Below are 21,327 nucleotides of genomic sequence, written 5' to 3' on the forward strand. Positions count from 1 at the left end.
CTGTGGGCCTTCGTCTCCTACCTGCAGCCGGGCTTCACCGGCGAGCTGGCCGAGGCGCTGCTGCGCTGCAACTGAGGGCGGCGCCGCGTCGCCGGCCGGGCGCGGCGCCCCGGTCACGGCCCGTCGAAGCCGGCCCCATCCGCCTCGTCCGGCTGACCCACCACCGGGAAGGCCACCAGGATCAGCCCCAGCGCCGCCAGCATGGGCGGGAGGTGGGTCAGGTCGGCGGTGAGGCCGAAGCGCAGGCAGCTCCCCAGCGCGGGGTCGTCCCGCACCTCGCAGGTCCCCTCGAGGTGGCCGCGCTGGTCCGCCACCAGCCGGAGCGAGACCCAGCCCTCCATGGTCTCCAGCAGGGCCTCGCCCCGGCCCGAGGCCTGCAGCGCCGCCAGCTGCTCGGCGAAGCGCTCGAACTCCTCGCAGCGCAGGTCGGCCTCGAAGCGGCCGCGGAAGGCGCCGGCGCGCACCTCCAGGTCCACCTTCAGCCAGTTGCCGTCCCAGAACTCCTGGGTGGCCGGGTAGGAGCGGCGCAGCGGTCGCAGGCAGACGTGGTTGGCCGTGTCGGCGCCGACGCGCAGCTCGGTGGGCTCGCCCTGGGAGGTCACGCCTTGCCCGCCAGCCGCTCGCTGGTGGCGCGCAGCCGCCTGGCCAGGGTCGCCACGAAGAAGCGGTGCAGCTTCACCGCCATGCGGTCGTTCAGCGCCAGGAGCTTCTGGAAGCGCTCGCGGGTGATGCAGAACGCCTCCACGTCCACCTCGGCCACCACCCGGGCGCTGGTGGGGGCGTCGTCCACCAGCGCCATCTCGCCGGCCGGCGAGCCCGGGCCCATGCGCGCCATGGCCTCCTCCCGGGCGCCGCTGCGGCGCAGCACGCGGGCCGTGCCCTTGCGCAGGACGAAGAGCGCCGCGCCCGGCTGGTCCTGCTCGATGAGCACCTCGCCGGCCCTGAACCGCCGGATTTCGAAGGCCTGGTAGACCGCCTTCATCTCGTCGAGGGCCAGCTCCTTGAAGAGCGGCGTGCCCTTCAGGAAGTCGAACCCGTCCATCATCATGACCAGCTGGGTGGCCCGCCCCGGGGCCGGCGGCGGCGCACCCGGTGTGCCGGCGGCGGCTGCCAGGCTGGGGGCGGCCGGGGAGGCGCCGGGCGGCGGGGTGGTGGGCAGCGGCGGGGCCGCGGCCGGCGGGGGCGCCGCCTGCAGCGCCTTCAGCCGGGCGCCCACGTCCAGGAAGGAGAAGTCGAAGGTGAGCAGCCGCCTGTAGATCTGGGCCGCCTGCTGGACGTTGCCGCGCTGCTCCAGCGCCCGGCCCAGGTTGTAGAAGACCGCGGCCGTCTCCTTGCCCAGCTCGGCCGCCTGGCAGACCTCCAGGTACTTGCGGATGGCCAGGTCGAGGTGGCCGTGGGCGGCCAGGATCTCGCCGATGAGCCGGCAGGCCTCGAAGTACTGCTGCTCCGACTTCTGCACCTTCTGGAGGAGCTGCAGCGACTTGTCCATCCGCTTCATGCGGAAGTAGAGCTTGCCGGCCACGAAGTGGTTGACCGACCGCTCGAAGTTGACGGCCGCCTTGTCCCAGGCCTCCACCGCCAGGTAGAGCTCGGCCGCCTGCTGCCAGCTGGAGTTCTTCTCGAACATCTCGGCGGCCTTGAGCCGGTCGCCGGCCCGCACGTACATCTCGGCCGCCATGTAGGCGTCGTCGGCCCGCTCGAACATGGCGCCGGCGTCGGCCCAGCGCTCCAGGTTCTCGAAGACCTGGCCGGCCTTGGCGTAGTCCTTGGCCGCCACGAACATCTCGGCGGCCCTGAGCTCCACCTCGCGGTCGCCGGCCACCGCCGCCAGCACCCCGTAGCCCAGGTCCTCCTGGCAGTTGCCGTAGAGCCGGGCCGCGTCGTCCACCCGGCCGCGCCTGAGCAGCGCCACCATCGAGTCGGTCAGGGTGCCGGAGTCGAGGTACTGGTCGGCCGCGATCTCCATGGAGGGGTCCAGCTCCAGCACCTCCTCGGCCGCGGCCGCCTCGGCGCCGGCGTGGGCGGCGCGCAGCTCCACCGCCTTGTCGGCCAGCCCGGCCAGCTCGTAGAGCTGGATGGCGCGGCCGTGGTTGCCCAGGGAGGCGTAGATCTTGGCGGCGTCCTCCCACGCCTCGCCGCGCTCGTAGACGGCGGCGGCCCGCTCGCGCTCGTTGGCGCGCATCAGGGCGGCGGCGGCGCGCCGGTAGTCCTTCGACTTCTCGTGCAGGGCGGCCGCCTTGAGGTGCTGGCCGCAGGAGGAGAGGAGCGCCGCCGCCTGCGGCCCCCGCCCGGTCTGCTCCAGCAGCCAGGCGGCCCGGTCCACCCGCCGCCCTTGGTGTAGGCGGCGATGGCCCGCTCCAGGTCGCCGCCCGCTCGAAGAGGGTGGCCGCGTCGATCCACTGGCCGTCGGCCCCGGCCTTCTCCGCCCGCTTCAGCAGCTCCGCGCTGGTCGCCATGGCCACTCGTCTACCCGATCCGGGCCGCGGCGGGTACCGCCGCTCCCGGTTCGCGCGCTCGAGCCGCCGGTCCTCGGCCCGGCTCGCCCCGTCGCGGGCGTCGGACCGGACCGCCGCCGCCCCTGGGCGACCAGGCCCCTGCGCCCGGTCCCGTCCGGCGCTATGAGGGCGCCGGAGGTGTCCATGCGCGCCCTCGTCCTCCACGTCCTCCTGGCGTCGCAGCCCGGGTCGGCCGGGCCCGTTCCCGTCGAGACCGGCGCCGCCCCGGCGGCGCTGCGGCCGGCGCTTGTGCTGGCCGAGGAGGGGATCCGCGCCGCGGCCTGCGAGGTGGAGCGGCGCTTCGGCGAGGGCGATCCCGACGCCACCGCGGCGCGCTGCGACGGGGCGGCGCCCGACGCCCGGGTGGTGGTGGGGCGCACCAGCGCCCGGCTGCGCAACCCGGGCAACGCGCCGCCGGCCTGGGCGCGCGCCCACGTGGCGGCCACCGACGGGAGGCGGGCGGCCGACGTGCCCGCGGTGGTCTTCGACCTCGGCGACCGGGTCGGCCTGCTCCGGCCCATCGAGGTCAGGCGCCGCTGCCTCCACTGCCACGCGCCGCGCCAGGCGCTCGCGGAGGGCACCCGCGCCTGGCTCGACCGCGCCTACCCCCAGGACCGCGCGGTGGGGTACGCCCTCGGCGACCTGCGCGGCTTCTGGTGGGCGGAGGCGCCGAAGGCCGAAGGCCCTGCCGGCCGGTGAGGCGGGCCGGGCGCCGGCCACGCCCCATGCCGGCCCGCGTCACCCGCGCCGGCGCACCAACCGCACGGGACCACCCGCCAGGGCCGTGTCACGGCGCCGCCAACTCGGCACCTCAAGCACCCAGCACCGTCACGCGCGCCGGCCGCGCCCAGGGTATCGGTCTCCGCGCGCACCGCCCACCCGTGGAGGTTCACCATGAGCCGCTCCCCAGGCCCACGCCTCGCCCTCGCCGCCCTCCTGCTCGCCACGGCCCTGGCCGCCTGCTCCAAGGATGACCCGCCTACCACGGTCACCTTCGGCCACGGGGTCGCCAGCGGCGATCCCCTGGCCGACCGGGTCATCCTCTGGACGCACGTCGCCCCGTCGCGCCAGGAGCCGGTGAGCCTGGCGTGGCAGGTGGCCACCAGCGCCGCCTTCACCACCCTGGCCGCCTCCGGCGCCGCCACCACCTCCGCCGCCGCCGACTACACCGTCAAGGTGGACGTCACCGGCCTGGCCGCCGGCACCACCTACTGGTACCGCTTCCGCCACGGCGACCAGGTCTCCCCGGTGGGCAGGACGAAGACCCTGCCCACCGGCCCCGTCAGCCGGGTGAAGCTGGCCGTCTTCTCCTGCGCCAACTACCCGGCCGGCCACTTCAACGTGTACGACGACGCGGCCGCCGAGCCGGACCTGGACGCCGCCGTCCACCTCGGCGACACCATCTACGAGTACGCCCGCGGCCAGTACGCCTCCGAGCAGGCCGCAGCCCTGGGCCGGCTGGTCGATCCCGAGGGCGAGCTCCTCACCCTGGGCGACTACCGGCGGCGCCACGCGCAGTACCGCACCGACCCCGACCTGCAGACGCTCTCGGCCGCCGTCCCCCTCATCGTGGTCTGGGACGACCACGAGGTGGCCAACGACGCCTGGACCGGCGGCGCGCAGAACCACACCGAGGCGACCGAGGGGAGCTGGGCGGCCCGCCGCGCCGCGGCCATGCAGGCCTTCCACGAGTGGATGCCGACCCGCCTCGCCGATCCCGCCCGCCCCGACGCCATCTACCGCTCCTTCGACTTCGGCACCCTGGCCTCGCTCCACATGCTCGACACCCGCCACGCCGGGCGCGAGCGCCAGGTGGACATCACCACCTTCTTCGGCGCCGGCGGCGCCTTCGACGCGGCCGGCTTCACGGCCGCCATCGGCGCCCCGGCCCGCCAGCTCCTCGGGGCCGAGCAGACCACCTGGCTGCAGGGCAAGCTGGGCGCGTCGACGGCCACCTGGCAGCTGCTCGGGCAGCAGGTCGTGATGGGGCGGATGAACGTGCCGGTGCCCATCGCCCTGCAGCAGGTCACGGTGACCGCGTACGCCGCCCTGGCGCAGCGGGCGGCCACCGACCCGGGCTCGCTGACCCCGGCCGAGCTGGCCATCCTGCAGGCCCCCGCGGTGCCCTACAACCTGGACGCCTGGGACGGCTACCAGGCGGCGCGCGAGACGGTGCTCGGCACGGCGCGAGCCCTCGACAAGGACCTGGTGGTCCTCTCCGGCGACACCCACAACGCCTGGGCCAACGACCTCGACGACCTGCAGGGCAACCCGGTGGCGGTGGAGCTGGCCGGGCCGGGCGTCTCCTCCCCGGGGCTCGAGGAGATCTTCGTGAGCGACGATCCCGCCCTCTTCGCCGCCGGCGTGACCCAGCTCATCGGCCCGCTGGTCTACGCCGACACCAGCCGGCGCGGCTGGCTGCTGGTGACCGCCACCCCCACCGAGGTGACCGGCGACTGGCGCTACGTCTCCACCGTGGCCTCGCGGACCTACACCAGCGAGAGCGGCAAGGTGCTCAAGGTGCAGCCCGGGGCCAGCGGCCGCCGGCTGGTGGCGCCGTAGGGGGGGACGCGGCGCGGAGGTGGCAGGCGTCGGTGGATCAGGGATTGACGGTGATGATCGCCGAGGCTCGCACCTCGGTCCCTCCGCCGCAGCCGATGGCCGAGGTCGGGGTCCCGTTGCGCCGGGCGACCGGCTGCTGGCTGGCGTCGGCGGCGCAGATGGCGTTGCTGAGGACCTCCTGGGTGGAGGCGCCGACGGTGGCCGGCGGCGTGTAGACGACGGTCGTCGCGGTCTGGCTCGACAGCGTCCCGAGGCCGGGCGCCAAGCTCCAGCCAAAGGTGCTGGCGGCGCCGGTCTGCACCGTGAAGGTGACGCCGGCGCCGCCCGCGGGGACCGTGACCGTGGCCGGCGAGATCGAGATCTCGTTGGGCGATGGATCCGACGAGCCCCCGCAGGCCGCGGCCGCTGCGAGCAGGCTGGAGAGGATGGCGCTGCGGACGGTGAGACCAGGCATGGTGGACCTCGCGTTCGGCGGGTGGTCGGCGAATCTAGGGTCGGGACTCTCCGTACGGCTACGCCCACCCGGTGGTGCCGCCTCCTGGGGGGCCGTGGCGAGGGGACCCAGGGCCGATCCGTGCGCGAGCTCCGGCCCCGCGGAGGAGCGAGGTCCCGGAGGAAGCGCTGTCGGGGCGCCAGCTTCTCCTCCACCCAGGGTAGGAGTCGGGTAGGATCCCCGCCTCGCACGGCGCGCCGGAAGGTGCAGGGCGGCCGTCCTGGCCAAGAGGGGGGATTCGACGTGGACCTGCAGGCTTTCGTGCCGTCGCTCACGCTGCTGCTCGAGCTGCTCGGCGCCGTGCTGCTCCTGGTGGTGCTCTCCCGGTCCTTCACCATCGCCAAGGGCAACCAGGTCATCCTCCTGGAGCGGCGCTGGTTCGGGAAGCAGATGCCGGACGGCCGCACCGTGGCGCTGTCGGACGAGGTGGGCGTCCAGGCGCGCGTCCTCGGCCCCGGGTTCCACCTGCTCCTCCCCTTCATCTACCGGGTGATGAAGAAGGACTTCTGCGTCATCCACGAGAACATGGTGGGCGTGGTGCGCGCCGTCGCGGGCGCGCCCATCCCCTCCGGCAGCTTCATGGCCAGGTCGGTGGCGTGCGACCTCTTCCAGGACGGGGAGGCCTTCCTCCGCAACGGCGGCGAGAAGGGGCCGCAGCTCGCGATGCTCCCGGAGGGCGAGTACAAGATCAACCCGCACCTCTTCGAGGTCCTCGAGGTCCCGGCCATCATGATCGAGGACAAGGAGGTGGGCTACGTCGAGTCGATCGACGGCAAGCGGGTGGCCCGGGAGGGCGGGAACTTCGGCTCGCCGGTGGAGTGCGACAGCTTCCAGGACGCCGACGCCTTCATCAAGAACGGCGGGCAGAAGGGGCCGCAGCTCCAGTTCCTGCCCCCCGGCTACTACCGCATCAACACCATCATGTTCCGCGTCCAGAAGCTGCCCATCACCAAGATCCCGGGCGGCAAGGTCGGCCTGGTGGAGGCCACCGACGGCGCGCGCATCCCCGAGGGGCGGCTGCTGGCCGCCCGCGTCACCGGCCACAGCAACTTCTTCGACGGCGAGGCGTTCCTCCGCAACGGCGGCGAGAAGGGGCGGCAGCTCGACGTGCTGATGCCCGGCGTCTACCGGCTCAACCCCATGCTCTTCAAGGTCATCGAGATCGCCGACTGGACCCACATCGGGGCCGACCAGGTGGGCATCGTGACCATCAACGAGGGCAAGCCCATCACCGATCCCTCCAAGATCGCCGCCGACGAGCTGCCGCTGGGGGTGCACGACAACTTCCAGAACGCCGACGCCTTCCTCCAGGCGGGCGGCCAGAAGGGGCTGCAGATCCCGGTGCTGCGCGCCGGCAACTACGCCATCAACCCCTGGTTCGCCACCATCGACCTGGTGGACATGATCCAGGTCCAGATCGGCAGCTGCGGCGTGGTCACGAGCTACGTGGGCGCCGAGGGCGCCGACCTCACCGACGACGCCGTCAACGCCAAGATCGTGGCCAACGGGAGCAAGGGCATCTGGGCCGAGCCGCTCCAGCCCGGCAAGCACCCGCTCAACACCAAGATCTGCAAGGTGGACCTGGTGCCGACCACCCAGATCCTGCTGAACTGGGCGGACACCCGCTCCAGCGCCCACGAGCTGGACTCCAGCCTGAAGACCATCACGCTGCGCACCGCCGACGCGTTCAACGTCAACATGGACGTGAGCGTCATCATCCACATCCCGGTGAAGAACGCGCCCAAGGTCATCGCCAACCTGGGCTCGGTGAAGAACATGATCTCCCAGGTGCTGGAGCCGGCCATCAGCTCCCACTTCCGCAACGCGGCCCAGTACATCCAGGCGCTCGACCTCTACACGCAGCGCCGGGAGCTCCAGGAGAAGGCCAAGGAGCACATCGACGCGGTGCTGCGGGTGCACCACATCGACTCCAAGGACACCCTCATCGCCGACGTGGTGCTGCCGCAGGAGCTCACCAAGACGGTCACCGACCGCCAGATCGCCGAGCAGGAGAAGAAGACCTTCGCCACGCAGAAGGAGGCCCAGGACGAGCGGCGCAGCCTGGAGAACGCCAAGGCCCAGGCCAACATGCAGCCGAAGGTGGTGGAGTCCGAGCGGAACGTGGAGATCCAGAAGAACCTCGCCGAGGGACGCATCAAGGAGGCCGAGGGTTCGAAGCAGGCGGCCATCCTGATGGCCGAGGGGCAGGCCACCGCCGTCCGGCTGGAGGCCGGCGGCAAGGCCGAGGCCACCAAGGTCAACGCCGCCGCAGACTCCGAGGCCATCCAGAAGGTGGGCACCGCCGAGGCCGGGATCATCCTCGCCAAGGGCACCTCCACCGCCGAGGCCTACAAGCTCGAGGTCGCGGCCATGGGGCGGGAGGTCTTCGGGCAGATCCGCGTCATCGACCGGATCGCGGCCAGCAACCTCAAGTTCATCCCGGAGAACCTGGTGATCGGCGGCGGCGGCGGCGGGGAGGGGAACAGCCTGGTGAACGGCCTCTTCGGCATCGCCCTGCTGGAGAAGCTGAGCGGCCGGAGCTTCGTCACCACGCCGCCCGCGGGAGAGGCCCCGAAGTAGCCGGCCGGGCGCCCTCCGTCCTGGCCCTCGCGGCCGAGCGCGGGTGCCTCGGCGCCCAGGCCGTGAGTTCCGCCTCGAAGCCCACCGTCGGCGGCGCGGCGGCTCTGGTAGCCGCTGGTGTGGCCTACCGCCGCTCGACCTGGGGAGCTGGTGGAGCTGGCGCCGCCAGGACCTCGGGCGTGAGCCCCTCCTTCTGGAGCAGCGGGAGCAACGCGGCGGCGTCGCCGGTGAAGAGGAGCCCCTCGGCGCCGATCCCGGTCTTGGCCAGGTACCGCCGCACCGCCGCCAGGTCCACCTGGGCCAGGCGCTGACCGGCGGTGTCCGCGTGGTCGAACGGCAGCCCGGCGCTGGACAGCATTTGCAGCTGGGCCACCGCTTCGTGTGGGGTGTCGAAGGCAAAGGCCAGGACGCGGGCCCGAGACCAGCGGGCAACCTCCACGTCGAGCCCGGCGGGCCCCTCCTCGGCCAGCCGGCCGAGCTGGCGCAGCAGCTCGCGGGAGGCGGGGGCCACCAGCCCCGGCGGGCCCTCCAGCGTGAGCGCCTGGAAGGCGGCCCGGCCCATGCCCCAGACCCTGGAACCGACCTCCAGCCCCCTCGAGCCGAAGGTGCGCTGGACTCGGTCGGTGAGCAGGTGGTCGAGCACCGCGGCCTCCTCGGTTCCGGCGTCGGAGTCATCGGGCAGGCGGAGCAGCACCGTGGCGGTGGCCAGGGCGGCGCCTGGCACGTCCCGCAGGATCACCCGCCGGGTCTTTGGCCAGGTCGGCGTGGCCGGACCGGAGCGGCGCTCCCCGGTCCGGCGCTCGAACCGACCGAAGGCCGCCTGGAGCTGCCGCAGCCCCTCCACCGGATCCACGTCGCCGACCAGCACCACCACCGCGCCCTCGGCGTCGCCGACCCGGTCGAGGAACGCCTCGGTCCAGGTGGTGCCGCCGTAGGCGGGCGGCAGCGCGCCGCCGGTCTGCACGGCCTCGGAGGCCCTGGAGGTCAGGTCGTCGTCGATGCCCGGAGGCCTGGTCCGCGGCGCTGAGAGCCCGCGGCTCCAGCAGGCCACCGCCTCGACGACGGCCGGCAGCCAGGCCGTGGCGCCATAGGTCTGAATCACCACGCCGTCGGTGTAGCTGAGGGCGGCTGGCGCCAGGCCGAAGCCCTCCCGCTGGAGCTGGCGGCGCGCCTCGTCGAGCGCCCGCCTGGCCGGGCGCCACTCCCCCGGCGTCCGGGCTCCGCCGGGGAGGAAGAGCTTGAGGGCCACCACCGGGGAAGCCGGGCGGCGCAGCACCACCAGCTCCAGGCCGCTGGAGAGGGTGACTCGCCGGGCATCGGTGAAGCCGGTGGCGCCGAGGAGCGAGGCGATGGCCGCCGGGCCCGGCGCGGCCGTATCCACCAGGCTGTGCGCCATCGGCCAGGCCAGCTGGCGCTCGTCCGCCTCCGGCGGCAGCGCCTGGCCGGCCCGCTCCGAGCCTGCGGCGTCCAGTCCGCTCGGCGCAGGAGCCACCGTGGCGATCACCGCCGGGCCGGGATCGACCCATGCATCGAGCCAGGCCGAGACGCTCGGGCCGACCTGGGCCCGCTCGTTCAGGTCGAGCCAGGTCGGCACGTCGGCGGAGCCGGTGGTGCGCACCAGGCGTCCGACCGGGCCCACCCAGCCGCGCGCCATCGCCAGCTCCCGCTCCAGCCGGAGCGACTGGCGCCAGGCCGCGTCGGCGCCCGGGCCGCGGTAACGCCAGGTGCTGTCCGCCGTCGGCGCCTCCTCCAGCAGGGCCTTGCGGACCGCCGGGGCGTCCTCCAGCCGCTCGAGGCCCACCTCGACCAGCAGCAGCCCGGCACGGTCGAGGGCCATGAAGTGGGCGTCCACGTGGGTCACCTTGGCGTCGAGGTCGGGTCGGGCGGCGCGGCTCCCGAGCGTGTCCCGGAGGGCACGGGCCCCCATGTCGGCGGCCGGCTTGAACCGGAACCCCGGCGCGCGCCAGGCCAGGATCAGCCGTGGCTTCTCCCCCCCGGTGACGCTGATCTCCTGTCGAACGATGGGGGAGGGCGGGGGCTCGCTCGAGAAGCTGGGCGCCGGGGCCACCGGGCTCGCCGGATCGCCGGCCGCTCGGCCGCGGAGATCGCCCACCACCGCCGCCGCCATGGGCTCCGCGTCGCGGGCCGAGGCCACGCCCAGGACGGCCCGCTCCGGCCGGTAGGAGGCGCGCAAGAAGGCGGCGACCTCCTCCAGGGTGATGCTGCGCGCCAGGGCCGGTGTCGGGGGCCTCCGCTCGAAGGGCGTTCCCTGGAGCCCGAGCCGGATCACCTCGCGAACGGCCGCCTCGGCCTTGCCTGCGTCCCGCTCCAGGCCGGTGGCCAGCTCCTCGCGGGCCACCGCCACGGCCTCTTCGTCCAGCCCGCCCGCCGGGTCCTCGAGCAGCGCGGAGAGCGCCGCCAAGACCTCCGGCAGCGCGGCAGGGCGGCAGCGCACGGAGATGGAGGTCTCGTCGGGGAGGGCCGTGCCGTCCCAGAAGGCGCCGGCAGAGAAGAGGCGCTCGATCAGGGTGGCGCCTCCCGCGCTGCGTCGCGCCAGCGCGGCCGCGCGCACTGCAACCGTGGCCAGGCCCGAGCGCTCCTCTGGCTCGTCGGCGGCGCCGCCGCCCAGGGAGAGCCAGACCGTCACGTCGCGCTGGCCCGGCACCTGGAAGACCGCCAGCTGCAGGCCGCTCGGCAGGACCTGGGCGTCGAGCCCGTGGTCCATCGGCGGCGGCGCCGTCTGGAGGGACCTGGCGGCTTGCCGGTAGGCGACCGAATGGCACCCGGTCAGGACGGAGAGGACGGCGGCGGCGAGGACGGCAGTGGCGGCACGCATGCGTGACCCCGGGGAGGATGACCAGGAAGGGCGGTGGACAGACCGAGCGTACGACGCGCCGAGCCCGGGGGGCGAGATGATGATGTCGAGGGAGGTCCGCGGCAGGGCCCGCTCCGTTCGGCTGAGCTTGGGAGGTGGCGACCCCACCACTCCACCTGGCTGGAGCACCTCCAGCGGCGCCCGTCCTGGCGCCGGCGCCGGAGGTGCTGGCGCGCCTGGTCGACGAGCTGGTCGATGGCGCTGGCCAGGCACCTCACCTCCGGCCGGGTCGCCTCCCATGAGGGCAGGATCAAGGGCGCCTTCCCGGAGGTCTGGGTCCAGCGTGGCGGCTGGGGCGCGGTGAGCCTCCTCGACCACCCGCTGATCTCGGAGCGCCACTTCTTCCCGCGCTCCGCGCGACCCAGGGCACGGCTCGACGTGGAGGTCGCCGGCGCCACGCTGGCCTGCGCGCTCCACCGGGCCGATCCCGAGGGGCACGTGGTGGTCCACCTGCTCGCCGGACCGGAACACCGGAGACGGTGCTCGGCACGGCACGGGCCCTCGACAAGGACCTGGTGGTCCTCTCCGGGGACAACCACAACGCCCGGGCCAACGACTTCGACGACCAGCAGGGCAACACGGTGGCGCCGGAGTGGGGGCGTGTCGTCCAGGCCCGCGCGGACTCCCTACCCGGGGACCTTCGGCAGCGGGATGACGAGCTCGCCGTCCCCTTCCGGGAAGTCGAGCAGCACCGTCCCCTCGATCCGCTCGCCGGCGAGGGCGGCCAGCGCCTGGCGCGGCGGCTCGAGGTCGACCGACCAGCCGAACCCCTGGAGCGCGTCGGCGAGCACCACCACCTCGGCAGCGTCCAGCTCGACGAGGAGGGTGAGGGCGAGGTTGCTGAACATCTTGAAATCGAGGATGTCGCCTCGCCGGGCCTGCACCGCCCCCTCGGCGCGGGCGATGGCGGCCGCCCTCGGCTCGCGCGTCACGGCGCGGAGCGTGAAGCCGCGGCCGCGGTAGCGGGTACGCCAGAGCTCGGGGAGCCCCTCGAGAGAGGAGAGCACGCCGGGAGGATAGGTGGGTCGGGCGAGGTCCGTCCACGCGGGAGCCCTGGCCCTACCCGTGCGCTGGCCACCACGCACTCGCCGAGTGGAACGTTCCCGAACGTCCGCCCGGACGGCGCCCACCGGCTCCCGGTGCCGTGCAGCGGCGTCACCGCGAACGCCTGCGAGGGGCGCCCCACGGGCGGGCGCCCTCCAAGCGGGCCGACCGGGCCGCGGTCAGTAGCCGCAGTTCCGCAGCGTGCTGTTGTCGATCACCCAGAGCTCGTCGGCGAAGCAGAGGTCGAGGTCGGTGAGCACGCAGTCGCGCTGCCGATCGTCGATGACCATCACGTCGTAGGTGTCGCAGCTCACCAGGACGGTGAGCTGCTCGCTGGTGAAGAGCACGTCGGGGAGCAGGTTCGGTCCCCAGCTGACCTGGTTCACCTGCGCCACGTAGAGCCCGGTGAGCACGTAGCTGGAGTTGTTCCGGACGGTGATGGTCCCGTCGGGGTTGCCGCCGTTGTCGGTGGTGACACCGCAGCCGAGCGTGGCCATCACCGCGGCGCTGGCGAGGAGGCCCAGCGCTGATCGCCCCAGTTTCCGGCCCATGGCTCTCTCTCCGTCTTCCGGCTCGCCAGGGGTGCAGTACTCCGCGACGACGCGGCAGGCGCCCGGACCGCGATCGCATCCACCAGCCAGTGCAGGAGGCGGGCCAGCGCGCGCGGCGAGGTTCCGCCGAGCTGGCAACCACGTCCCTGGGATCGGGGCGCGCGGCCCGTCGCGGTGACGCAGGGCCTGGAGTCCCCGGTGCGGATGCGGGGATCACCGGCGGCTCGCCGAGCGCCCCGTCGTAGTCACCCCGTGCTCATGGGCGGACGGGGTGCCCGTGCGTCATCCTCCGGGCGGTGCCGACCGCTCGGCGCGCTCCGCCTCCAGCGCCTCGGTGTACCCACGCGCCCGGTGCTCGGCGAAGCCGTCCACCAGGAGGCCGACGCCTGCGAAGAAGAGGAGGGCGGCGCCGGCGCCGTGCGCCAGCGGGCTCCGAAGGGCGAACCGGAGGGCCAGCCCGGCGACCGCGAAGGTCGCCCACACGGCCACGTAGACGGACCAGGCGCCATTGACCTTCTCCATGCGCGCCAGCTCCGCGGCCCGGGTCGCCTCGGGCGCTGCGGCGAAGCCGGCGGTGAGCCGCTCCACCTGCGCCGGGGTCCGGAACCCGACCACGGCGCCAGTCCCCGCCAGGAGCAGACCGATGACCAGGAACGGCCACGCGGCCCCGCGGGCGAACGGCCCGAAGCGCTCGGTGAGGAGCCAGGCGCCGAACAGCGCGCTGAGCAGGCCAAGCGGGACGATGAAGACCAGCGACTCGAGCTTCTCGCCCAGCAGGTAGCGGGACATGAGGTCGGTGAGCATCACGGGCGCTCCCATGGAGGTGGCCGGAACCTATCCCCGCCGCCGCGCCGCGGCCAGCGCCGCCCCGACAGTGCCCGTCGCGGCGCCACTGGCTCATGATCAGAACCGGCGGGCGCGCCCGAGTCCAGTCGACTGGACCGATATCGCCGAGGCCCGAAACGACGAAGGGCCCCGCCGCGAGGCAGGGCCCTTCTCGAGTCTGGAGCGGGAAACCGGATTCGAACCGGCGACCCTCAGCTTGGGAAAATGTGCCCTGGCCGCAGGATCAGGCCAGGTCCGCGGAATCACGATGGGCGTTGCGCTGGTTCAGGGGCGTTGAAGGGCGTTCCAGCAGCAGATCATTGTTCGATTGTTGTCCGCGGACGCGCGGACAAGTCCGCGCAGCTCCTTGACCGTTCGCTTGCCGTCTACCGAGCCGGATCAAGCCCACGGCTCGGCACCGCGGGCCATGCTCCCCTCAGCGCCCTTCTCGAGGACGTTCCGAGGCCCACGTCCGGTCCGGGTCGCGACGCTCAGTTCGCCCGTGGCGTTCTCGACGGCGCGAACAGGTCGCCTGCCAGCGAGCAGTAGGCCCCGACCACCAGACCGCTCACGACGCTCCCACTCTCGGAGGCCAGCCGCTCCCCCGCCAGCCGGAGCCCGAAGGAGGCCGTGCCAAAGGTCACATCGCTGGCGTGCTCCAGGTGAACGACCCAGCTCGGTCGCCCGCGCCACCCCTCGTTGACCACGGCGGCGTTGCTCACATCGACGGCGAGATGCTGGAACCAGCCGGCACCCAGCGAGATGGCCCCGAGCCGGAGGTCCTCGGTCACCTGGGCGTCGAGCGAGAGCCACAGGGCCGGGACGGTGGCGCCGAGCTCCGCGAGCGGCCCGGCCGTCATGCCCAGGGCGGCGCGGGTCTCCAGGCGCTCGCCGGCCAGCCGGAGGAATCGCGCGCCGCCCAGCAGCCGGACGCCCCCACCGGCGTTGAGCCGGTAGACGCCGCCATCCGTTTCCTGGAGAGGGAGGGAGGCGGTGCCCCACGCCGAGGCCGGTCTCCAGGAAGAGGTTCAGCGGACTGGGCGCTCGGGGTGGAGGGGGCCGCGGGGCGGGGCGGGGAGCTCGATGGCTGGCGCCGTCGCGGTGGCCGGGTTCGGGGTCGTCGGCGCAGCGATCGGGGAGGGCGGGACCTGGGTTGTCGCCGGGGCGGTCGTGGCCGGAGCGGAGGAGAGATCCCGCGCCGCGCGGCGCATGGCCTTCTGCGCCGCCTGGTGGGTGAGCCAGCTGAGCAGGTCGCCGACGGCGGAGAAGCCGAGGGACTGCTCCTCGATGAACTGGTAGCGTCGCTCCCAGGCGACCTGCCCGGCGCCGTCGAGGCGCGACACGGAGACCTCCAGCCGCACCTGGGGACTCCCCGCGCCGAACACCTCGGCCTGCCACGCCCAGTCGAACGTGATCACGCGTGGCGTCACCACCACCTGGAGGAGAGGTCCCTCGGGCCGCTGGCTCCCGTGCCGGGCGCCGCCGCGGGAGACCTCCCCGAAGGCCCGGAGCGCCGCCTCTCGCACGATGACGCCGAGCGGAAGCTCCAGGATGTGGCCGCTCCCGGTGCTCGTGGTGGGCCCTCCCTTGAAGACCAGGCCATCCTCGGCGGCGCCCGTGACGACGAGGATCGGCTCGTCCATCGCCGGCGCCTCGGCCGTACCGTCCTGGTCGAAGTAGGCGGGCTGGTAGGTGCCGATGGTGGCGCACCCGGCGAGCAGGAGCGCAAGGGACACGGGGACCAGGGTCCGGCGAAGCATGGCGCTCCTCCAGCGAGAGACGAGGAGATCCCCGGTGCGGAGCCGACGCCCCGGAGGGGGCTACGCTCGTGTGCCCTTCCGGAGTCCCGAGCTCCACACTGGCACGCTCCGTACGGCCCGACAATACGGAGTGGACCGGAGTGTTCCGGCAGCGCCTGGCCGTGAACCGTCGTGCGTGCCAACGTCGCCGTCCGGTGGCGCACTCCCTCCAGCCCGAGCCGGGCAGCTCTCGGCCCTGCTCGCCGACCTGGCGCGGGTGCCCGAAGGGCCGCCGGTGCTGGCCGCCGCCTCGGTCCTCCGGCCTGGATGAAGAGGATCGAGACGAAGCGCGGGACGTGGACCGCGCCGATCTCGATCGCCTCAGAGCTTCCACGGGCCGCCACGCCAGTCACTCGGGGCTCGGCGTCACGCCTACCGACCGCGGTGGCGACGATCGGAGTCCCGCCTTTCCTGGCGATAGTCTCCAGGAAGAGCGACGGAGGTCGTGCGAATGGGGACGGAGGTAAGTGAAGCTGCGGGCTGCGAGCGACCATGGGCGTTGAGGTTGGACTACACGAATGTTATTCAGCATCCATGTTCGCCACCGGCTACGGCGCGAGGGCCGTCCTTCAGCTCATCGGCATCAGCTACCGCCAGCTCGACCACTGGGCGCGGACGGGGTTGGTGCGCTCCTCGGTGCGGCAGGCGACCGGGCGCGGGTCGCGGCGGGTCTACTCCTTCCAGGACCTCGTCGCCCTGCGGGTGGTCGGCCAGCTCCGCGAGGCCGGCGTGAGCGTCCAGACCATCCGCAAGGCCGTGGCGTTCCTCAAGCGGCATGGCGAACAGCCGCTGTCCATGCTCAACCTGGTTGGGCACGGACGGAAGGTCTTCACGCTGACCGACGACCCCACCAAGCTGATCGAGGCCAGCGAGAACGGCCAGGTGGTGCTGAGCATCAGCGTGGCGTCGCTGGAGCGGCACCTCAAGGAAGGCGTCACCAGGATCAGCGCCCCCCGGGAGGTCACGGTCCGGGTGCGTGGCAGGGCCTACCGCGCGGTCTTCACGCCGGACCTCGAGGTGGGCGGGTACAGCGTCGAGGTGCCCGAGCTGCCTGGCTGCATCACCGAGGGCGACGACCTGGCCGAAGCGAAGCGCACGACCCGGGAGGCCATCGAGGCGTGGCTCTCCGCGGCCGAGCCGGCGAAGACCGGGGGCCGGGCCAGGCCGGGGTAGGAAGCCCGTGGGGAGGATGGCCACGCTGCAGGCTCTCCGGATGATCAGGGCGCTCGTGCGCCTCGGCTGGACGCTGGACCGGGCGGCGGGCAGCCATCACATCCTCACCAGGCCGGGCCACAACCCCGTCACGGTCCCCGTGAAGAAGGGCGCCAAGCTGAAGGAGGGGACCGCGAGCTCCATCCTCCGCCAGGGCGGGATCGACGAGGAGACGTTCTTCGACGCCTACTGAAGCAGGAGGGCCAGCACGTGGTCGCCGCCCGGCGAGCTGGAGAGGATCCACCGCGGGCGCGGCAGGCGCGGGACCGAGGCCTCAGCGCGTGAGGCTGACGGGCCTCCCTGAGAATCCCCGGTCGATTCGAGGACTCGGGGCCTGCGGCACGAAGCGGACAACGCCCGCAGACAACGATCTGCACCCCCCAGAAACGCCCGAGGGGCTACCCGCTGCCGGGTAACCCCTCGGAAAGTCTGGAGCGGGAAACCGGATTCGAACCGGCGACCCTCAGCTTGGGAATGGACTTCACTGACAGTCCATCGGCTGATAGGGGCTCGCAAGCGCTGGCAACGACTGGCGATGGGGAGGGTGGTGGCGTCCAGCGGTCCCAGCCGAAACAGATGCTTCTCAGGGGTTTTGTTACCCCCTTGCTACCCGGAAAAGTGACCGTGAGTGCGGAGCCGGAGCGGATGCTGACGGTGCTGGAGGTGGCCAGGCTGCTCCGGGTGTCCACGGCGACGGTCTACAAGCTGTGCGAGCGGGGGGAGCTCGCGCATGTGCGGGTGTTGAACGCGTTGAGAATCCCGCAACTGGCCCTCCACTCGCTCAAGGCCGGGGGCCGGCGTCCCGGTCCACAGCCGACCTGACGACGGTCGCGACCTCGTCGTGGGAGTAGAAGGCAAGCGGCCCCTGCGACGCGCTCAGGACGAAGCAATCCCAGAGGAAGAGGACGCCGAGCGCCACGAACGAGAGCGCGTCCTCTACTTCGTCGGCCGCGAAGACCTGGGCCGGGGTCTCAATGAGCGGGCGGTGCTCGCCGTAGGAAAGCCGCAACCGCTGAAAGAGGTGGGGGAGCTCGCCCGAGGGCCAAACGCTCCAGTCGGTGAACCAGACCAGGAGTTCGCCAGGCGCACCGAAGTCCCTGAAGTGCTGTCGCACCATCGCCACCCGGCGGCCCGCGTCGTTCTCGATCTTCTCGTCGATGGCGCTGGCGGTCATGACCGGCCGGTGCCGCTCGTCCACCAAGACGTCGTGCTTGGCACACCAGGCGACGGCCTCGTCACGCGTGAGTGCCTTCATTCGGGCGCCCTCCATGCCGCATGTCACTAACGAATGGCGTCATACGGAAGGCTCGAGCGGGTACCTCACGATGAGGCCCGGGAACCAGGCGGACAGTGGGGCAGGTCCTGCCACCTCCGCACTGGCGAACTCGCGGCATCCAGCGAGGGCCTCGTCGTAGGAGTCGATGAGCCCGTGCTCGTTGGGCCGAATCCCGAGGCGATTCCACACGGCGGCCTCGTTGAGGTGGAGCGAGGCCGGGCTGTTGAAGCTGCAGCCCACCTCGGCGATCAAGGGCTCGTGGCCGAGCGGAGTGCCTCCGGGGGCCAGCGGCTGACCCAGCTCCGTAGTCAGGTGAACGCCGCTTGCTCCGGTCGGCGCGTAGCCCGGCACCTGCGGTGGAGGCTCGGTTCCTTGCTGCAGGCCCTCCAGGACCGAGCGGCGGACGCCGAGCCCCCAAAGCTCGAGGCCTTGAGCCCCGGACAGGAACATGCGGGCGATGGTCCGGGCATCCTCGATGCGGAAGATGACGTCCCAGGCGCCAAACGCCTTGCCGAAGGCCGCGTCGGCCCACGCGTGGACTCGAGCCAGGTCGGCCCCGGCGATGCCGAACTGCTGGGCGTCGCGGACCCGGCGCTCCGGGGGCTCCTTGCACCAGCTCAGCGCCCAGGACTCCGGGAAGAACCGCCGCGGCGAGTGGTCGTGCCCCAGCGTGATGGCCCGGTGGCCTGGCCGTACAGGATCAACGAGCCGCGACAGGAAGTAGCCGGCGGACAGGTACTCATCTAGGCCAACTGTGCGGGTCACCATGGCTGCGTCGCCTCAGGGCATCCTGCGGCCGTAGCCCGGCGGTGGTTTGGCCCACCAGCCGTCCGGGACGATCGCCCAGTACGCGATGCTGACCATGGCAGCGAGCACCAGCACCCTCGGGAGCCGAGGGGCCAATGTCCTCCCGAGGGCTCCGCCGATGATGGCGGCGGCCGCGAGCGACGGGAGGAGGAGCCGGGAGCCATTGCCGAAGAAGTCCCCCGGCGTGGCGGCCGCCCAGGAGACCCAGGCCAAGGTCACGCCGGAGAACATCCCGAGTAGGAGGCCGACGGCCCGGTTCTGGATGAAACGGTTGGCCATCACAGCCGATCCATGTACGCCACAATGCCGTCGACCAGCTGACCCGAGATGTGGAGCGTCAGCTTCGTGTAGCCGGAGCCCTCTGGAGGCAGCGCCCCGTACTGCAGCACGCCCTTCGTACGCTTCCCTGAGTCGCCAAGAGCCCGGACAACATCAGCCACTGACATTCCAAGGTGGATGCCCCCTGCGGTACCTGCGGTCTTGGAGAGGCCGGCAAGGCGGCTGCACTTGGGACGCTTCACGTCGACGTCGACAGCCTCCTCGGGGAGTTCGGGTGCGAAGCTCAGACGGGAGACGGTCGTCGCAAGCTGGATGGTGGTCAGGCGCAGCGACTGACCATTGCCCTCGCTGTTGGAACAGAGGCCGAGGGCGGTGCCATCGGAGCCGACGAAACAGGCGCACCGTGCCCCAGCAGCTGCATCGAGCCCGTTGTGCGCGATCTCTGCCTTGCCGAGGCGCTTGAGCGCTCCGTCAACCGAGTCCTTCCCGACCGTCATGCCCAGCACCTTGAGGTGCGGCTGGAGCTTGGCGGGCAGGTCAGGGTTGCCATCGGTGGCAACGCTGACGCTGGCGATGAGAAGGGCGAGGGTTCCGGCGGTCATGGTGCAGAGTCTAGCTCACGGAGAGTGCGCCCGGTGACCTGGAGCACATGTGAGCAAGGCGGCATTCGCTTTGGAGGGGCCGGCGCGAGCCTTAGGCGGCTCTCACGGCCTCGCCGAAGATGCGGTCCCGCTGCTCAGGCCGGATCATGCCGGGAGTCGCCAGGTCGACGCGGCAGCCGAGAAGCCTCTCGAGCTCGTGCTGGACGCGGACCAGGCCGAGGTAGCCGACCGGCCGGTCGAATTCGGCGATGAGGTCGAGGTCACTATCGGGCCGGGCCTCGTCGCGGGCGACCGAGCCGAAGATGAGGAGCGAGCTGATGCCAAGCCGCCGGAGGTCGTCCACGTGGGAGGCGAAGAACTCGATGGCTTCAGCGCGGCGCACGTCCGGACAGTAGAGCCGGGCAGGCCGGTGTGGAAGCCCTCGGCGGGCGGTCGCTGGGCGACGGTCGCTCGAGCGGTCGTTGAGAGTTGACGCCCAGACCAATGGTGCAGGACAGTCCGTCTCGCGGATCGACCGCGAATCTGGGGTCAACAACATGCACTGGAGTCTCGACCGGAAGAAGACGCTGCCGCTGGCGATGCTGTGGGCGGCTGCTGCTGCCCTACTGGCGTGGTTCGCGCATCCGATCCCGGTCGGCCTTGTCGCAGGGGGGCTGCTGCTGGGCATCCCGGTTGGAATCATGCAGCGACGCGGCCTGACGGAGAACCCTGATGCGTTCCGCCAGGCCTCGACGGCACGCCAGGTTCGGAGCGCGTTGACATCGACTCGTTCGGGGAGGCTGGCACTGAGGACGCAGTGGGGGTCGGCGGCCATCCTGCTGGCCGGCTCACTCCTACAGACCATGAGCGCGCGGGATGCCCTGCCGTCGAACCCGGCGCTCGGGGCAATCGCCGCCTACCTCGGTCTGATGCTCACGAGGGACCTGTTCGCTCTGCCCGCGCTCCGAACCCTTGAGAGGGGCGCGGCGCCGCCTTGACCGGAGTAGCGCGTGCGCCGAGTCCAGTATCGGATATACTGATACCATCATGGACCCGCGCACCACGCTCACCGCCTTCGACCGGTACCTGGCCGACCGGGGCCTCGCCCTGGAGGCCGTGGTCGTGGGCGGCGCCGCGCTCAACCTCCTCGGGGTCATCACGCGCCAGACGCGCGACTGCGACATCCTCCACCCGGCGCTCCCTCCCGAAGTGGTGGAGGCGTCGCGGGCCTTCGCGGCCGAGGTGACTGCCGCGGGGGGGAAGCTCAAGGAGGACTGGCTCAACAACGGGCCGAGCGCGCTCGCGCCACTGCTCCCGGCGGGGTGGGAGCTGCGGCTGCAGGAGGTCTTCCGCGGGCGGGTGCTGGTCCTCCGCTCGCTGCACCGCGGCGACCTCCTCAAGTCGAAGCTCTTCGCCCTGTGCGACCGGGGGTTCGACCTGCCGGACTGCCTGGCTCTCGCGCCCACGCCGGAGGAGTTGGCGGAGGCCGTGGTCTGGCTCGAGCCGCAGGACCTTAACCCCCGCTGGCCGGCCCACGTCCGCAGCACGCTCGGCGACCTCGGCCGGAGGCTCGGCCATGGCCCATAGGCGCGCCATCGCGCCGGCCCAGGTGCCAACCGGCGACGAGCTCACGGCCAACCTGGTCGGGATCGGCCTGCTCGTCGGCGGAGAGGGCTCGCGGGACCCCAACATCGAGGACACCCTCCTCGCCGCCTCAATTGAGGGCCTGGAGCGCGACGACCTGCGCGTGCTGGCCGTGCTCGTCACCTGGTTCGGCGTCCACTCGGGGCACGTGAACGCCGACCGGCTGACGCGGCTCGCAGCGCTGCAGGAGTCGAAACGGGTCCGCGCCTTCTGGTCTGCGCTCGCCCGCTGGCGGGCCACCGACCGGCGCTTCGCCAGGCTGGCCCGCGCCTACCGGGGTCCCCGGCTCGACCTCCTCTCGACC

The 21,327-nt window shown here is 72.5% G+C and carries 22 protein-coding genes; 8 read left to right on the top strand and 14 right to left on the bottom strand.

Going from position 1 to position 21,327, the window contains the following annotated elements; translation table 11 throughout:
• Positions 1-113: 113 nt before the first annotated feature.
• Both IPO09_02165 and IPO09_02170 read right to left on the bottom strand, forming a co-directional pair.
• Positions 114-602 (bottom strand): hypothetical protein, encoded by a 489-nt coding sequence (locus IPO09_02165; protein MBK9516157.1) that lies wholly within the window; start codon positions 600-602, stop codon positions 114-116.
• Positions 599-2,323, bottom strand: coding sequence for a cyclic nucleotide-binding domain-containing protein (locus tag IPO09_02170; protein MBK9516158.1), 1,725 nt, complete (start codon positions 2,321-2,323; stop codon positions 599-601). Before IPO09_02170 ends, IPO09_02165 begins: the two co-directional genes overlap by 4 nt.
• A gap of 316 nt (positions 2,324-2,639) precedes the next feature.
• On the opposite strand from IPO09_02170, the gene IPO09_02175 reads away from it, so the two are divergent.
• Both IPO09_02175 and IPO09_02180 read left to right on the top strand, forming a co-directional pair.
• Positions 2,640-3,194, top strand: coding sequence for a DUF3365 domain-containing protein (locus IPO09_02175; protein ID MBK9516159.1), 555 nt, complete (start codon positions 2,640-2,642; stop codon positions 3,192-3,194).
• Between the two features lie 195 nt (positions 3,195-3,389).
• Positions 3,390-5,057 carry an alkaline phosphatase D family protein gene (locus tag IPO09_02180; GenBank protein ID MBK9516160.1) on the top strand — a complete coding sequence of 556 codons (1,668 nt, stop codon included), beginning with the start codon at positions 3,390-3,392 and terminating at the stop codon, positions 5,055-5,057.
• A 37-nt stretch (positions 5,058-5,094) separates the two neighbouring features.
• Here the strand turns inward: IPO09_02180 and IPO09_02185 are convergent, their stop codons facing one another.
• Positions 5,095-5,511 (bottom strand): hypothetical protein, encoded by a 417-nt coding sequence (locus tag IPO09_02185; protein ID MBK9516161.1) that lies wholly within the window; start codon positions 5,509-5,511, stop codon positions 5,095-5,097.
• A 282-nt stretch (positions 5,512-5,793) separates the two neighbouring features.
• Here IPO09_02185 and IPO09_02190 point away from each other — a divergent pair, with 282 nt between their 5' ends.
• Entirely contained in the window at positions 5,794-8,130 is a 2,337-nt protein-coding gene (locus tag IPO09_02190) for a hypothetical protein (GenBank protein ID MBK9516162.1), read from the top strand.
• A 124-nt stretch (positions 8,131-8,254) separates the two neighbouring features.
• Here the strand turns inward: IPO09_02190 and IPO09_02195 are convergent, their stop codons facing one another.
• From IPO09_02195 to IPO09_02220, 6 genes are all read right to left on the bottom strand, one after another.
• Positions 8,255-10,855: an insulinase family protein gene (locus tag IPO09_02195; protein MBK9516163.1), complete on the bottom strand. Its 2,601-nt coding sequence runs from the start codon at positions 10,853-10,855 to the stop codon at positions 8,255-8,257.
• A gap of 776 nt (positions 10,856-11,631) precedes the next feature.
• Positions 11,632-12,012 (bottom strand): hypothetical protein, encoded by a 381-nt coding sequence (locus IPO09_02200; GenBank protein MBK9516164.1) that lies wholly within the window; start codon positions 12,010-12,012, stop codon positions 11,632-11,634.
• A 216-nt stretch (positions 12,013-12,228) separates the two neighbouring features.
• A complete protein-coding gene (locus tag IPO09_02205; protein MBK9516165.1) occupies positions 12,229-12,600 on the bottom strand; it encodes a hypothetical protein in 372 nt (123 codons plus the stop codon).
• Positions 12,601-12,882: 282 nt separating this feature from the next.
• Complete coding sequence (locus IPO09_02210; protein ID MBK9516166.1) at positions 12,883-13,404, bottom strand: hypothetical protein; 522 nt, start codon at positions 13,402-13,404, stop codon at positions 12,883-12,885.
• A 512-nt stretch (positions 13,405-13,916) separates the two neighbouring features.
• Positions 13,917-14,285, bottom strand: coding sequence for a hypothetical protein (locus IPO09_02215; protein MBK9516167.1), 369 nt, complete (start codon positions 14,283-14,285; stop codon positions 13,917-13,919).
• A 168-nt stretch (positions 14,286-14,453) separates the two neighbouring features.
• Positions 14,454-15,185, bottom strand: a complete 732-nt coding sequence (locus IPO09_02220) for a hypothetical protein (GenBank protein MBK9516168.1) — start codon at positions 15,183-15,185, stop codon at positions 14,454-14,456.
• A 573-nt stretch (positions 15,186-15,758) separates the two neighbouring features.
• On the opposite strand from IPO09_02220, the gene IPO09_02225 reads away from it, so the two are divergent.
• From IPO09_02225 to IPO09_02235, 3 genes are all read left to right on the top strand, one after another.
• Positions 15,759-16,397, top strand: a complete 639-nt coding sequence (locus tag IPO09_02225; protein ID MBK9516169.1) for a MerR family transcriptional regulator — start codon at positions 15,759-15,761, stop codon at positions 16,395-16,397.
• A gap of 40 nt (positions 16,398-16,437) precedes the next feature.
• Positions 16,438-16,629 (top strand): type II toxin-antitoxin system HicA family toxin, encoded by a 192-nt coding sequence (locus IPO09_02230; protein MBK9516170.1) that lies wholly within the window; start codon positions 16,438-16,440, stop codon positions 16,627-16,629.
• 383 nt (positions 16,630-17,012) lie between these two features.
• Complete coding sequence (locus IPO09_02235) at positions 17,013-17,258, top strand: helix-turn-helix domain-containing protein (GenBank protein ID MBK9516171.1); 246 nt, start codon at positions 17,013-17,015, stop codon at positions 17,256-17,258.
• On the opposite strand, the gene IPO09_02240 is transcribed toward IPO09_02235, so the two are convergent.
• The 5 genes from IPO09_02240 to IPO09_02260 all read right to left on the bottom strand — a co-directional run bounded on the left by IPO09_02240 (position 17,218) and on the right by IPO09_02260 (position 19,782).
• Positions 17,218-17,691 (bottom strand): hypothetical protein, encoded by a 474-nt coding sequence (locus tag IPO09_02240; GenBank protein ID MBK9516172.1) that lies wholly within the window; start codon positions 17,689-17,691, stop codon positions 17,218-17,220. The two genes, IPO09_02235 and IPO09_02240, sit on opposite strands and share 41 nt — an antisense overlap.
• Positions 17,692-17,730: 39 nt before the next feature.
• Positions 17,731-18,480, bottom strand: coding sequence for a hypothetical protein (locus tag IPO09_02245; GenBank protein MBK9516173.1), 750 nt, complete (start codon positions 18,478-18,480; stop codon positions 17,731-17,733).
• A 12-nt stretch (positions 18,481-18,492) separates the two neighbouring features.
• Positions 18,493-18,798, bottom strand: coding sequence for a hypothetical protein (locus IPO09_02250; GenBank protein ID MBK9516174.1), 306 nt, complete (start codon positions 18,796-18,798; stop codon positions 18,493-18,495).
• Positions 18,798-19,400: a hypothetical protein gene (locus IPO09_02255; protein ID MBK9516175.1), complete on the bottom strand. Its 603-nt coding sequence runs from the start codon at positions 19,398-19,400 to the stop codon at positions 18,798-18,800. The genes IPO09_02250 and IPO09_02255 overlap by 1 nt, the downstream gene beginning before the upstream one ends.
• Before the next feature lie 91 nt (positions 19,401-19,491).
• Positions 19,492-19,782, bottom strand: coding sequence for a nucleotidyltransferase family protein (locus IPO09_02260; GenBank protein ID MBK9516176.1), 291 nt, complete (start codon positions 19,780-19,782; stop codon positions 19,492-19,494).
• 154 nt (positions 19,783-19,936) lie between these two features.
• On the opposite strand from IPO09_02260, the gene IPO09_02265 reads away from it, so the two are divergent.
• Positions 19,937-20,377, top strand: a complete 441-nt coding sequence (locus IPO09_02265; GenBank protein MBK9516177.1) for a hypothetical protein — start codon at positions 19,937-19,939, stop codon at positions 20,375-20,377.
• Between the two features lie 49 nt (positions 20,378-20,426).
• Positions 20,427-20,966, top strand: a complete 540-nt coding sequence (locus tag IPO09_02270; protein MBK9516178.1) for a hypothetical protein — start codon at positions 20,427-20,429, stop codon at positions 20,964-20,966.
• Positions 20,967-21,327 lie beyond the last annotated feature (361 nt).

It is taken from the genome of Anaeromyxobacter sp., from assembly GCA_016718565.1.
Classification (GTDB): Bacteria; Myxococcota; Myxococcia; order Myxococcales; family Anaeromyxobacteraceae; genus JADKCZ01.